Annotated in this window: 9 protein-coding genes, 5 tRNA genes, 1 rRNA gene and 1 pseudogene; 2 read left to right on the forward strand and 14 right to left on the reverse strand. The window is 37.6% G+C overall.

The genetic code is table 11. The features are described 5' to 3' along the window. Positions 1-10: 10 nt before the first annotated feature. The 6 genes and pseudogenes from ACF1X7_RS05450 to nagA all read right to left on the reverse strand — a co-directional run bounded on the left by ACF1X7_RS05450 (position 11) and on the right by nagA (position 8,632). Positions 11-1,382: pseudogene (locus ACF1X7_RS05450) on the reverse strand (IS3 family transposase). Between the two features lie 113 nt (positions 1,383-1,495). Further along, on the reverse strand, positions 1,496-2,857 hold the full coding sequence (locus tag ACF1X7_RS05455) for a DUF6056 family protein (RefSeq protein WP_411162514.1): 1,362 nt from the start codon (positions 2,855-2,857) through the stop codon (positions 1,496-1,498). 23 nt (positions 2,858-2,880) lie between these two features. Next, the gene (locus tag ACF1X7_RS05460; RefSeq protein WP_411162515.1) at positions 2,881-4,230 is read right to left on the reverse strand and encodes a DUF6056 family protein; all 1,350 of its coding nucleotides are present in this window, start codon (positions 4,228-4,230) and stop codon (positions 2,881-2,883) included. 173 nt (positions 4,231-4,403) lie between these two features. After that, positions 4,404-6,593, reverse strand: a complete 2,190-nt coding sequence (locus tag ACF1X7_RS05465; RefSeq protein WP_411162516.1) for a glycoside hydrolase family 73 protein — start codon at positions 6,591-6,593, stop codon at positions 4,404-4,406. Positions 6,594-6,772: 179 nt separating this feature from the next. Next, positions 6,773-7,474 carry a GntR family transcriptional regulator gene (locus ACF1X7_RS05470; protein WP_039099505.1) on the reverse strand — a complete coding sequence of 234 codons (702 nt, stop codon included), beginning with the start codon at positions 7,472-7,474 and terminating at the stop codon, positions 6,773-6,775. 18 nt (positions 7,475-7,492) lie between these two features. Beyond that, a complete protein-coding gene (gene nagA / locus ACF1X7_RS05475; RefSeq protein ID WP_035187159.1) occupies positions 7,493-8,632 on the reverse strand; it encodes an N-acetylglucosamine-6-phosphate deacetylase in 1,140 nt (379 codons plus the stop codon). Positions 8,633-8,773: 141 nt separating this feature from the next. Between nagA and ACF1X7_RS05480 the strand changes: the two genes are divergently transcribed. Next, on the forward strand, positions 8,774-9,688 hold the full coding sequence (locus tag ACF1X7_RS05480; protein ID WP_069467925.1) for a Gfo/Idh/MocA family protein: 915 nt from the start codon (positions 8,774-8,776) through the stop codon (positions 9,686-9,688). 66 nt (positions 9,689-9,754) lie between these two features. Here ACF1X7_RS05480 and proC read toward each other — a convergent pair whose 3' ends face one another. The 4 genes from proC to ACF1X7_RS05500 all read right to left on the reverse strand — a co-directional run bounded on the left by proC (position 9,755) and on the right by ACF1X7_RS05500 (position 12,403). Beyond that, complete coding sequence (gene proC / locus ACF1X7_RS05485) at positions 9,755-10,558, reverse strand: pyrroline-5-carboxylate reductase (protein ID WP_039099507.1); 804 nt, start codon at positions 10,556-10,558, stop codon at positions 9,755-9,757. 100 nt (positions 10,559-10,658) lie between these two features. Continuing rightward, positions 10,659-10,730: transfer RNA gene (locus tag ACF1X7_RS05490), tRNA-Gln, on the reverse strand. 6 nt (positions 10,731-10,736) lie between these two features. After that, positions 10,737-10,817, reverse strand: a tRNA-Tyr gene (locus ACF1X7_RS05495). 119 nt (positions 10,818-10,936) lie between these two features. Continuing rightward, on the reverse strand, positions 10,937-12,403 hold the full coding sequence (locus ACF1X7_RS05500) for a peptide MFS transporter (RefSeq protein WP_411162518.1): 1,467 nt from the start codon (positions 12,401-12,403) through the stop codon (positions 10,937-10,939). 332 nt (positions 12,404-12,735) lie between these two features. Between ACF1X7_RS05500 and ACF1X7_RS05505 the strand changes: the two genes are divergently transcribed. Then, positions 12,736-13,314 carry an NUDIX hydrolase gene (locus ACF1X7_RS05505; RefSeq protein WP_232505319.1) on the forward strand — a complete coding sequence of 193 codons (579 nt, stop codon included), beginning with the start codon at positions 12,736-12,738 and terminating at the stop codon, positions 13,312-13,314. Between the two features lie 143 nt (positions 13,315-13,457). On the opposite strand, the gene ACF1X7_RS05510 is transcribed toward ACF1X7_RS05505, so the two are convergent. From ACF1X7_RS05510 to rrf, 4 genes are all read right to left on the reverse strand, one after another. Beyond that, positions 13,458-13,530 (reverse strand) — tRNA-Thr (locus tag ACF1X7_RS05510). An 8-nt stretch (positions 13,531-13,538) separates the two neighbouring features. Beyond that, positions 13,539-13,610: transfer RNA gene (locus tag ACF1X7_RS05515), tRNA-Glu, on the reverse strand. 39 nt (positions 13,611-13,649) lie between these two features. Beyond that, positions 13,650-13,722: transfer RNA gene (locus tag ACF1X7_RS05520), tRNA-Asn, on the reverse strand. 8 nt (positions 13,723-13,730) lie between these two features. After that, a 5S ribosomal RNA gene (gene rrf / locus ACF1X7_RS05525) occupies positions 13,731-13,847 on the reverse strand. Positions 13,848-14,007: the final 160 nt, after the last annotated feature.

A 14,007-nucleotide genomic window follows, 5' to 3' on the forward strand; every position in this document is an offset into this window, starting at 1 on the left:
GGACGAAACTTTAAGCAGCTTTTTGGGTTGTAAAAATTCGATATTCAATCGGACTTTTACAACCCAGTTTTGTTTTAATTCTTGAAAAATTATAATCATCAATCCAAACCGATATTTGTGAAACTAGCGTTTCATAAGTATCGGTTTCTTTCTGGTAGAAAGCTTCGGCTTTCATAATATGGAAAAAGCTCTCCATTGCTGCATTATCTAAACATGTTGCTTTGCGAGACATACTTTGAAAAATGCGATGTTCTTTCAAGATATGAGTCCAATCTTGATGCTGGTATTGAAATCCTTGATCTGAGTGTACTGTTGTCCGGTATTTTAAATTCTTAGAGATTTTCTTAACTGCTCGATTCAAAACAGTTGTAGTAAATTCAACAGTAGAGTGTTTACTAACTTGATGGCTGAGAATTTCACCTGAGAATAAATCATAAATACATGTGAAATAGGCGCGTTCATCAATTGTCTTGGTTCCCCAGCGAACTTCAGTAACGTCTGTTACTAGTTTTTGATAAGGACGATCAGTGAAGAAACGACGGTTGATTAAGTTCTTAGCAACGGTGCCAACATTGCCTCTATATGAATTATATTTACGAGTACGTTTGTTAAATGCAGTTGATAGTAATTGCAGTTCTCGCATTAAGACAAGTACTTTTTTATGATTTACTAAGATATTCATACGATGTAATTCACCAGTTACACGACGATAACCGTACGCTGGATGATTCTTCTTGATTATTTGGATGGTTTGTTTAACAGATTGGTCATATGAACCGTTCGGTTCATGACTAGTAATGTATTATACGTACTTTTGGCCATACCAACTATTTTTAGAATTTTTACTAGTTTGTGTTTAAGCCTTAGCTCTTGGATGACTTGCGCTTGTTGTTTTCTTCTTCCTGGACTAAGGCTCTTAATTTTTTTAGGTATTCATTCTCGATTTGTAGTAATTCATTTTCTTCTTTAAGACGTTCTAACTCTGTTTGTTGCCGTTTTTTTGATTGTTTATCAGCTGACATAATTGTTTGCCGTCCTTTGGAACGATATAAGGCATCAGCACCCTCAGTCTCCCAAATATGTTGCCATTGCCAGATGGTCCCGACGTTTGAGATATTAAAATGAAGTGCGGTTTTCGGATAAGAAGCCTTATTCGTTTTCATCCATTTTAAAACATTCATCTTAAATGAGCCATCAAATGTTTTTTCGGGTGATAGGACATCCAGTCCTTTTGGGCCAAAGGCCTTATAACGTTGAACCCACGAGACAACTAGTGAGTTACTCTTAATACCATATTTTCTCGCTATTAATTTATAACCTAAGGGTGACGTTAGATAATCCTGAACAACTTTTATTTTTAATGTTTTAGAATATTTGGTCAATATAAAAACCCCCGATATTGGATTTTGGTCCAATATCGGGGGTTCACTTCAAACTAAGCCTTTTTCATATAATATTAACTACTAACTAACATTTAAAAGTTGTTTAATTACTGTTACCATGGCATTGCCGTTATATAAATGATATTTATAATAATACCAGCGGGAACCATAAAATTAACAATCAAATCAAGCCCTTTTTTGTTATCCGTTTCATATTCTTTCAGCAACATTAATAAAACAATTACTACTGAAAAATATAAAATCATATCGACTCGTATTCCCGAAGCCCATACGGTCGGTGAAAAAGCCATAACAAACTTGGATAGAAATCCCATAGCAGAAATAACAATGGCAAATATAGCCTTTCTCTTATCATCAATTAAATTCCATAATCCAACTACCAATGAAATAATTAGAATAAGTATTAAAAAATCTGGTGCCCACGTTATCGTATTACTTATACTAAGCTTAGTTCCCAGACTAGTAAATTGAATAAAGAAATTATTTACAATATTATCCGTCCATCCATGGCTGTCGCGATGCATACTAAATACATAAAAAATAGAACTAGTTATGAATGGCATGTAAGTAATCATTTTAAGCATTCTATCTTTTATTTTATATCTTGCTAGCAATACCATCACAACAAAAAACAACCAGACAATTATATTAAAGTTTAAAAATAACTCACTTCCACTAGAAGAGAATCCCACTTCTAATTTCTTTAATAATCCAATTTGTCCATACTCTGGAAATCTATGCAATTCAATATTGTATCTCACTTTATTTCCGGGTGACAATACTGTTACTAACAGCAAACAAATATTAATTATCCAACTAGGCATTAATATCCATACTTTTTCACCATTAACCACTAAGTATCCTATAATTAAAATCATTAATGCGAAAACACATATACCAACTTGTTCTTGGTTACTTGCGAATATTAACGCCAATAAACTGAGTACATAGCTATACGGATTTATCTTTTGCTTCGTTAATTTCTGATAAAACGGGAAAAAGGCAAATAAGGCAAAGGTAATTGGCCATAAATAATTACCTGTATCAGCCACCCATCCGGGTTCAAAAACAAATCTATTGGGCATTGCAATTACTGAAACAACCGTTATTAATAGAACGTTAATCGATCTTTTTTTGTTAAAGTAAACATTTAATATATATACAAGTCCTGTCATAACAAAACTATTAAGAATTTTCCATAATACAAAATGTTGTACTGCAAACGTAATCCACATTTCTATAACTACTCTCGAACTCCAGTTATTATATCTGTATGCTAAATATGGAAATAACCTATTTTTAAATTCCCCCCCTGAAATTGCCTTTAAAAACATCTTCGTGTCATCACCTACAGGCTTAGGAATTAATAAATTATAAATTAACAACCCTATAAAAAATATAATAATAACTTTTTTGTAATTATCTGTTCTACGTAATCTATCTACTATTCTCAATACTCTACTCCTTTATTTTTCCACTAAACAACTGCTATAAAGTTTAATAGAATCATCGCTACAGCGGTAGCGGCAATTCCCATTATTATCAATTTAGATTGTTTCCAATTCATTCTCAAAAGAACTTTAATTAACATTATTGCAACAATGATCATGGACATATATAAAAAACTAAATGTTCTGATTCCTGAAACCCAAATTGTTGGTGTAAATCCCATTACTAATCTGGAAATACTTCCTAATAACATTACTATAATTGCCAATATTTTATACTCCGACTGGTCTAATGCTTTATACATTGAAAAGCAAAGTAGCCCCACCAACAATATTAAAATACCATCTGGTACCCAAGTTCCTATTACTCTAAGCTGAAAATTAGATCCATATTGTCCGAATGACTTCAGAAATTTAACAAATGCAACACTAGGTTTTAATACCATTAAATTAAACAACAAGACAACTCCAGCTGCAGCTGCAGGTATAAATTGTTCTTTATTAATGGTGATAACAATTAGTAAAATCGTAGTTAAAATTAACAGTATGTTTGGTTCTAAAAAGAACGACTTTGCAGTCGCCGAAAATCCCAATTCTACTTTTCTAAAAATGGTTAAGGAATTAAAGTCACTAAACCAATGTGCAGTTTCCGATTCTTTACGGGCTATGTTACCCGGCGCAGTCATTATAAAAATAAATGATGCCAAACTTAAGAACCATAAGTATCCTGTATACCAGTCTAAATTTTTATTAATCAGCTGATGTATCAAGAGTCCTGAAGAAATTAATATCAACATACCGCAAACTTGCTCTTGATTAGTAGCATATAACGCTAGCAAAATTCCTAAGATAACTAATACAGGTTTTCTGCAATGTCCTTGATACTTATCAATTATCGGAATTAAAGTCACACCCATAGCCGCTAATGGCCATAAATAATTTAAAGTAGTCGCAATCCAACCAGTATTATACAACAGTTCAAGTGGTCCCATCACCACAACACCGGCCGCCAATAGAAACAATCTTCTATTTTGTTCCTTGTTATCATTTCTAAGTATTGATCTGTATGGAACATAAATAATGATCAAAATTGCTAACGAATTAACAATACGCCATAAAACTGTATGAGTGACAAAAAAGAATAACGTTCCCTCTATTAATACTCTTGATGACCAAGTTTCATAACGACTGTGAACAAACTGCAATACGCCTTGTTGATTAGCTACAGTTCTAAAAAAGTTATCATCGCCCCCCTCATTAGGTGTAAGTCCATTACCGTTTAACTGAATTATTCCATTAAATAATAACAATATACCGACAAACACAATTAAATAACCATAATTATGTAAAAATTCCTTTAGCTTACTCCTTTGAATCATATAACCCCCTCCAAATTTAAACATTCAGTCTTAAGTTTATCACATTTTAATCATTGAACTTTATCTTATTCAAAAAAACTATATATAGTACTTTTTTACTAAATAAAAAAGCTCAATTCATTAATGAATTGAGCTTCCTATAATTTAATTATCAACACTATTTCCTACAGTACTTATTTTATGAGTGCCGTTCTATTACCTAAATAATCAACGGCATCCTTGTTTCCTGCAGAATCACTAGTATACCGACTAATAACATAAATATATCTACCTTTTAAATCATTAGTAATTGGAATATCAGTATTAAATCCACTATTTAAGGAATTATATAAATAGGGTACTGCTGCGCGAACGTCGGTTCGCTTTTCATTTGTTACTTTAACACGTTTAATTTCTTGATTTGAGTTTCGATCCATTAGAATCAAGAAATGGTATTGCTTTCCTTTTGTAGCATTAGCAGCATGCCAACCTCTTGCTTTCAATGTGGCACCATTACTAATCAATTCGTCTATGTTTCCCACATTTTCAGCATTTTCATTTGTTGAAAATGTTGAAATATCTCGACTCAATCGTGAATCAATAAAGTCTTGATTAGGATTTGCAGTTTTAGAGTAACGACTAAGAACGTAAATCTTTTTCCCCTTCATTTTAGCGGTTAAATTAATATCAGCACTAAAGCCGCTATTTAATGAATTAGCAACATTAGGATAAGCCTGTTGTACATCTGGTTGTTGCGTATTAGTGACCGTCGTCCGAGATAATTCTGAATTGGTATTAGCGTCCATAAAAATCAACGTATGATATGGCTTATTAGCAATATCATCAATGGCATGCCACCCTCTGACATGCAGCATGTGAGCGTCCATCCAACCATCATTGATGCTTGAAATATTTTCATTCAAGCCAATCGTTTGATCAAAGTTGGCATCACTTAGACTACCTTGCTCGTTATCTTGACTAGCATATCTTGAAATAACCTTGAAAGTTTTACCATGCATATCACTTGTAATTGGAATTTCCAACTTAAAGCCACTATTTAATGAATTATAGATGTATGGTACGGCTGCTTGAACATCTGGACGCGCGTTTCGTGTAATTTTATATCGTTTATATTCTTGACCATTTGATGCATTCATCAAAATCAAGTAACTACTTTGCGCAGTTCTCGACGCCGTCGAGGCGTGCCAACCTGTAATTTCAATTTTATTATTAGTAATTTTAAAAGTATCTAAATGTGAAGCCGTTGAATCCGGAAAACTAATAACATTATTAAATAAATAATCAGTGTTATTTGAATTACCGTTAACATCACCAGAATAGCGAGACATCACAACGAATTTCCGACCATACATATCATCAGTAACTGGTATTTCCTCGTCAAACCCTGAATTTAATGCAGTTGTCACATTGGGAAATGTATTTTTAACATCTTGTCGATCTTTTCTTTGAATTCGATAACGTTTTACTTCCGCTTTTGTATTAGCGTCTAACAAGAATAAAAAACTATTTTGTTGATTTGCTGCTTTAGAGTTAACATGCCATCCCTTAATATGAATTTTATTTCCTTCAACACTTGCCGCATTTAAGTCCGCCGAGTTCACATCAATTACTGAATTATCCCAATCATACAAATGATATTGTTCAATAATTCGATTTAAACTAGTTGCATATGTCGGTGCGGTCGCGTAGCCATCGCTTTGTAAAAGACGAGTCACCTTTTTATAATCAGTTACATGAAGTAAATTATTATATCGCGAATTAGACGCTAAAAAATCCCCATGATCTTCAATGCTTTCATTCCAACTTGGATATTTTCTAAATTTCGCATTAACGGTTATGTATTGCCCGTTAACAAATTCTTGGGTTGGCATGATTGAAAACTGACCGTTATACTCGCCTTTAATCCCAAATAAATTGTTAGCATCTGTTGCTAACAATGATTGCCCCCAACTACTCTCAAGAATTGCTTGCGCTCCCGAAACAGAAGGTAAGACACCATATTTATTCCATCCGGCAATTGCGCCTGCCCGAATATTATTAATAAACCCTTGTATATCAGTTCTGGTAAAAAGCGAACGCGTCGTCAGCTTCTTAGTTGCATAGTAACCTGGACCAATTTCAGTATTCTGTTTCAAAGTAGCGCTATCTTCAAGAACTGATTGAGACTCGCTACTGTTTTCTTTTTTTTCTTTCGACTGACTATCAGATATTACACTATTATTGGACGAACTTTCTTTACTAGTCGAAATAGAGCTGCTATTTGAACTTACTTGACTATTATCTGTCGCCATCACTTTTTGCACAGATAAAGTTGCAAAACCAACTGCACTAACTAAAACAGTTTTCTGTAAAATTTTCTTCATCATGTTCTCCTCTTAAATTTCTAACTAGTTAACCACACATTATAATAGCAAATATAAAGGTCTATTAACATTTCTTTTTAATTACAATTTTCTAATTACACTATCTATATTTTCCACAAAAAATACCCACCCCTCCACCAATCTTTACATAGATAGGTTTCAGAATGAGCACTTTTCCATTATCTTTCCAAATAAAATTCAAATCGTTCGCCCACATATTGGGTGCGGACATATTCGAAAGGTTCGCCGTTTGATAAGAAGGAAACTTGTCGTAATTTCAAGATTGGGCCATTACGCTTAATGTCGAGATATTCGGCAATTCGTTCTGAGGCGAGTTGGGCTGAGACGGTTTGTTGTGCACCGCCCATTTCGTAGCCCCCTTTTTCGGCTAATGCTTTATAGAAGGAAGACGTGATTTCAGCTTTACTGAAATCGGCAACTAAGCTTTGTGGCACGGTTGCCACTTCAAAACAGATGGGCACATTGTCGGCATAGCGAATCCGTTCCATGCGGAGCACCTGCTCGCCATCTTTTAACTGGAGCTTTTCAGCTTCGCTAAGTGATGGGTTGGCAATGTGGAACGAAATGGTTTTACTAGATGGCTGCTTACCTTGGGCAGTCATTAGATCGGTAAAACTAGTGACGCCGGACATTTTTTCTTGCACCTTTTGGTTAGCGACATATGTCCCAGCCCCAATCCGCCGTTCCAAAATCCCTTCGTCAACTAATGTTTGTACGGCTTGTCGTAACGTCATTCGCGACACTTCGAAATTTAAAGCAAGCTCCCGTTCTGAAGGAATTCGATCTCCAATCGACCACTTGCCGGCTTCAATATCCTTTTTGAGTTGATTATGAATTTGAATATAAACAGGTGATTCCATGGGACACACTCCTAAATATTAATGTTGATAGCCGTTCCCAAAGCTGTAAGTTGCGACTAAGTTTTGTTGATGATCTAAGATGTTGAAATCAGCATCCCGACCTTCTTCTAATTTACCTTTTTGTGTTAAGCCAAATTCTTCGGCTTGGTTGACACTTGACATCATAACGGCTTCAAACGTTTCACAACCTGTGAATGTTTGGATGTTCTTGAAGGCATCGATATATGTTAACACTGATCCGGCTAAAGTGCCATCTTCTAAGCGAGCTTGTTTGTCTTTAACAATGACTTTTTGGCCGCCTAATTCGCTTTCGCCTTCAGCAATCCCTTTAGCCCGCATTGAATCAGTCACAAGGTCGATGCGTTCTGCACCTTTTTGTTCGTAAGCTAATTTAATCATGTCAGGCACGATATGGAAACCATCAGCGATTAATTCAGCGTACATGTTGTCTTCTAACATTGCGTGACCTGTAACGCCAGGTTCGCGGTGCTTGAATTCACGTTGGGCATTGTATAAATGGGTAACGTGCGTTGCTTTACTTTCAAGCATTTGTTCACGCGTTGCATTACTATGACCAACTGAAGGCACGATGTTGTGTGCTAAGCAGTAGTCTTCGAATGCTTTTGAACCAGGATCTTCTGGTGCATAAGTAATTAAACGGACACGGTTACCTGATAACTTATTCCATTCGTCCAATAAATCAACGTCTGGATCTTTGATGAATTGTTCTGGTTGAGCACCCTTGAAGATTGGTGCGATGAATGGGCCTTCCAAATGAACACCTTGAATTAATGGGTTCTTTTCAGCCGCTGCTTTAACACCGCGCATAGCATTAGCAATGTTTTCGTTTGATTGCGTCATCGTTGTTGCAAAAAGGGTTGTGACCCCTTCATTTTGCATCATCTTAGTTGCCATTTCGTCGATTTGGTCAGCATCGCCGTCCATTGCATCAAAACCATAACCACCGTGACAGTGAACGTCAATAAAGCCAGGAATGATTGTCTTGCCTTTAACATCTTGAATTTCTTCGCCAGCTTGTGCCTTGTAGTCGAACATGGGGCCCACTGCCAAAATTTTATCATCGAAACGAATATAACCGTCTTCGATAACGTCGTCACCTGTATAGATTACCGCATGTTTTAATACTTTTACTGCCATTATCCATCCACCTCTATCTTTAAATTACCTCTAGTATAAATGGTATAGACCAAAAAAACAAGGGATTCCGACTAAACTTTGAACCGTTTTCTTGTTAATTTGCTATACTATATTTATCCATTCATATTAAGGAGTTTAATGATGTTAAAAATCGGTATTATTGGACTAGGAAACATTGCACAAAAAGCATATTTAACTGTAATGGCGCAGATGCAAGACCGGGTCGATTGGGTCTTATGTACGCGCCAACCGGCTAAATTAGCGCAGCTTCAAGCGCAATATCATTTAGAAAGTGGCTGCCTATCATTTGACACATTACTCGAACAACCACTCGACGCAGTTTTCATTCACACCCCAACTGCAACCCACTATCAATATGTTAAACAAGCCCTGCTCCATGGTTTACACGTTTTTGTCGATAAACCCTTAAGTGAAAATCCACTGGAAGTCGCCGAATTATACAAACTCGCGGCTAGCAAAGAACGGCTCTTAACGGTCGGCTTCAACCGCCGTTTTGCCCCATTTTTGCAAAAATTAAATCACTTACCCGATAAACAACTGATTAACATCACTAAAACACGCGTGGCAACGAGCCAACCAACGCCCTTTGCCATTTATGACCTGATGATTCATACCATTGATACGGCGCTTTTCTTGGCTGATTCACTAGGTACTAATTACAAAATCCGTCCATACTGTCAGCAGGATGCAAACGGCAATTTACAACTCGCACAATTAACCATTGAAACACCGCGCCAATTAATCAGCGCGACTTTAAATATGCAAAGTGGTACCAATCAAGAAATTGCAAGTCTCCAGACACCACACGGGTTATTCACTGTCGATAATCTAACGCGCTACACAACACAAGCGGCAGAAGACAGTCGCATTCAAACTGCAGCTGACTGGACGCCTACGCTTGAAACGCGGGGCTTTGCGCCAATGATTGATGCGTTTATTACTGCCCTTGAAACTAACGGCGCAAATCCTGTCCCACTAGAAAGTAGCTTACTCACCCACCAACTCTGTCATGAGATGGTCCACTTTACAAAATAATATAAAAAAGCGTAACCCAATACAGTATTTGTATCAGGTTACGCTTTTTACATGCTTGAGCGCACTCTATTTTTGGCTTTCTAAATCCTTGGCAATTGTTGCGTCGATGCCTTTAACCACTGCTGTCATTAAGCCGGCTTCTTCCATTGCTAACAAGCCAGCAACGGTTGTGCCACCTGGTGATGAAACTTGATCCACTAAGTCCCAAGGTGAATCATCACTCATAAGCACGTTTTGGGCACTCCCTAAAACGGCTTGGGCTGCAATTTCAGTTGCGGCTTTCTTTGTTAAACCGTGTTTAACGCCGGCCCGCGCCATTGAATCAATGAATAGGTAAACAAATGCTGGTGAACTACCGGCAAGCGCACTGAAAGTTGTGAAATCTTTTTCGCCGATTTCAACCACACCACCGAGTTGTGCAAGGACATCCTTCACCCGACCCAATTGCTCTGCATTGACTTGTTCGTTCCCAACAACAGCTGTAATCCCTGCACGGTTGGCCACGTTGACATTTGGCATGATGCGTAGAATTGGTAAATCTGCAGCAGATTGTTCTGCTAGTTTATCAAGTGATAAACCTGCTGCCATTGAAACCATCAATGGTTGATGTGCTTTAAAGGCTGCATTTGTTTCTGCTAAAACCTGTGGCACAATATATGGTTTTACCGCTAAAAAAACGATATCGGCTTGTTCAACCACTGAATTGTTATCCGCAACAGCTGTAATCCGTTGTTCAGCTACAAAATCCGCATAGTTCGCCGGATGTCCGCCGTGCACTAAAATATCCGCTGTTGCGATTTGATCAGCTTTCACTAACCCTTTAATCATTGCTTGTGCCATGTTACCGACACCAATAAATCCAATTTTCATTCTGCCACCCCTTTTTTTATTTATCCAAGGATACCGAACGAGCGGAGGAAGTCAATCCAGGACACAAAAAAAGACATCTTAGCAAGATGTCTTTAAAGTATTGGGCTAGCTGGATTCGAACCAGCGCATGACAGGATCAAAACCTGTTGCCTTACCGCTTGGCCATAGCCCAATCAAGTGGAGGAGAGTGGATTCGAACCACCGAACCCGAAGGAGCGGATTTACAGTCCGCCGCGTTTAGCCACTTCGCTACTCCTCCATACGTTTCATCTCATCGATTCAACTATATTAGTTTACAAAATTCTGACAGAAAAATCAACCCCAAAATGCAAAAAAAATCTTGATTATTGCATAAATAATCAAGATTTTTTCTAATATTTAGTTAACGCCTTCCATTAACTTATGAATTGGTTTAACGAAGAAGATTAAGACGATCCCGAAGATCGCACTCACAATCCCAATCCCTAAGAAATAGCTAATTTCTGTTTGTGGTGAATATAAACGCACAAGCTGTGAATTAATTGCTTGGCCCGCAGCATCTGCTAAGAACCACATACTCATCATTTGTGATTGGAATGCCTTTGGCGCTAATTTTGTTGTAATTGACAACCCAATTGGTGAAATTAACATTTCAGCAATTTCAACGATGAACCATGAACCGATTAACCAGAATGGGCTAACTCGGCCACCGGTACCGTGTAATAATCCCGGAAGTGCCATAAACATGTATGATAAACCAGCGAAAATTAAACCAACAGCAAATTTACCAGGTGCAGATGGTTGTTTCTTCCAAGCACTCCATAACCATACAAAGAATGGCGTTAGAAGCATAATAAATAGTGGATTCAATGATTGGAAATTTGATGCAGCTAAGCTATGCCCACCAATGTTTAGAATTGTCCGATCTTCTGCAAATAAAGCTAGGACAACGGAGCCAGATTCTTCAATTCCCCAGAAGATAGCAGCTGCAATAAAGAGTGGAATATAAGCTATAACGCGTGAACGTTCCTTCTTAGTCACTTTCTTGCTGCCCAACATCCGTGAGAAGTACACAATTGGTAATGCAATCGCAATGATTGAAATCATCAAGACGATGTTATCAATGTTTAAGTTGCCTGTAAATTGCATGCCTAATACTACGGCAACGACGACCACGACACCAATCACAATTTTACGAATAACGCTTGATAATTCTTCTGGCGCAATTGGATCATTAGGTTTTGAATTTTCTTTACTGAATTGAGAACGACCGCGGTAGTATTGGATTAAACCAAAGAACATCCCGACAGCGGCTAATGAGAAGCCTAAGTGAAAATCAATTTTTAGACCGACAGCCCCAACAAGAATTGGAGCGACAAATGAGCCCAAGTTAATCCCGAAGACGAACATATTGAAACCAGCATCACGGCGACGATCATTTTCACTATACAAACTACCAACCATTTCAGAAACGTTAGGTTTTAATAACCCAGTCCCTGCAACAATCAAAGCAATTGAAATAAATAAAGCTGTCGCACCCATCGGCATTGCTAAGGCAATATGGCCTAACATAATCAAGACACCACCGATGAAGACGGTTTTGAAGCTCCCCCAGATCCGATCACTTAACCAACCACCAACAACGCTGGCTAGGTAAACCATCGAACCATAAATTGCCATCACAGACATCGCAGTCGTCTTGTCAAAGCCAAGACCACCCTTATCTAAAGCAAAATACATATAGAATAATAGAATTGCACGCATCCCGTAGTAGCTAAACCGTTCCCACATTTCAGTGAAGAACAGTGTTGATAGCCCATGCGGTTGCCCAAAGAATGTTTTTTCTTGTTTCTCTTCCATTGTAATACCCCACTTTAAAACTTTATTATTACGGAAACTAAGAATTTGATAGTTATTAAATTGAATCGACTCATCTATACAAGAAGTCTCTTATCATTCGCTTAGAATCTATAAAGGCTATTATAATCTTATTTTAATCTTAAATCAATTCTTTTTTTAACATTAACTGCATTGTTTGCACTGATTTTTTCATTAAAATAAGTTATTTTATGATTCAAAATGACTAATGCTTATTCTTAAATGAGAAAATGCTCATGATACCTAACATATTCTTAGAAAACTGGTTTGTTGCCTTTAAACAGTAGTACAATGAACTAATAGAAAGCGAGCTGATTCCGATGAACCCTTTTACACTAACATCTCTTATTCCATTACGACCTGATCGTTGGCTAACTTACTACGAAGCAATGTATCAAAATGAACACGGCGATTTAATGCCTTATCATTTTGTCAGTCGTGACTCTAACTTAACCATCGAGACTTTAAAACGACCAGCTAATGCCTCAGCGGTTGCAATGTTCTGCTACAATCAAAATCACTCACAGGTCTTACTGACTAAACAATTTAGACAGCCCCTTAATGATTTTGTCTATGGTAATCCCGCCGGTTTAGTTGAACCAACTGAGTCGATTAAACAAGCCATTTCCCGTGAGTTAATGGAGGAAACAGGTTACTCTCTTATTGAGGTTGAACATTGCTTTGCGCCAAGTTATTCCTCACCAGGCCTTACTGATGGCGCCGTTAGTCTAGCAATCTGTACTCTTGATCAAGCTAAACAAACAGACCGTACACTTGAAGTGGATGAAGCCTTAAGTACCCTGTGGGTTAATCGTGCTGAAGCACAGACGATCTTAGCCAATGAAAAAATGACTGGACGCACTCAGATTCTATTATGGCAATGGGCAAATGAACAATAAGTAATAGCCAGTTACGATTTTCGTAACTGGCTATTTTAGTGGTTGCTTTTCAATCAAATTGAATATTAAAAAGCATTATACTAATAAAACGTCAGTACAATGCTGATTATCCCGATTAGCACTTGGTAGAAACATGCTATTGATGCCGGCTGCAGGAGTCGAACCTGTGACCCTCGGTTTACGATACCGATGCTCTACCAACTGAGCTAAGCCGGCATTATTGATGACCCGTACGGGATTTGAACCCATGATACCGCCGTGAAAGGGCGGTGTCTTAACCACTTGACCAACGGGCCGAAATAAAAAACGATTGAAAATTCTCAACCGTTCAATGACTCCGGTTGTCAGGCTCGAACTGACGACATCATGATTAACAGTCATGCGCTCTACCAACTGAGCTAAACCGGAATAAAAAAGCGCGGCAACGTCCTATCCTCGCAGGTAGTTTCCCACCAACTACTATCGGCGCTAAGAAGCTTAACTTCTGTGTTCGACATGGGAACAGGTGTATCCTTCTTGCTATCGCCACCACACTATTTTGTGCTTACGCACTGAGAAGAACTTCGTTCTCTCAAAACTGCATAATAAGTAATATTTCATTTCAAAAGCCTAACATTGCACCTTTGGTTAAGTCCTCGACCGATTAGTACTAGTCCGCTCCATACATCGCTGTACTTCCACTCCTAGCCTATC

Origin of the sequence: Latilactobacillus sp. VITA-14 (genome assembly GCF_046580785.1) — a bacterium.
In the GTDB taxonomy this organism is placed as follows: Bacteria; Bacillota; Bacilli; order Lactobacillales; family Lactobacillaceae; genus Latilactobacillus; species Latilactobacillus curvatus.

Coding starts and splice junctions, on each gene's coding strand:
- ACF1X7_RS05460 (WP_411162515.1), bottom strand. CDS start 4,230: ATGATTCAAAGGAGTAAGCTAAAGGAATTTTTACATAATTATGGTTAT.
- ACF1X7_RS05465 (WP_411162516.1), bottom strand. CDS start 6,593: ATGAAGAAAATTTTACAGAAAACTGTTTTAGTTAGTGCAGTTGGTTTT.
- ACF1X7_RS05470 (WP_039099505.1), bottom strand. CDS start 7,474: ATGGAATCACCTGTTTATATTCAAATTCATAATCAACTCAAAAAGGAT.
- nagA (WP_035187159.1), bottom strand. CDS start 8,632: ATGGCAGTAAAAGTATTAAAACATGCGGTAATCTATACAGGTGACGAC.
- ACF1X7_RS05480 (WP_069467925.1), top strand. CDS start 8,774: ATGTTAAAAATCGGTATTATTGGACTAGGAAACATTGCACAAAAAGCA.
- proC (WP_039099507.1), bottom strand. CDS start 10,558: ATGAAAATTGGATTTATTGGTGTCGGTAACATGGCACAAGCAATGATT.
- ACF1X7_RS05505 (WP_232505319.1), top strand. CDS start 12,736: ATGAACCCTTTTACACTAACATCTCTTATTCCATTACGACCTGATCGT.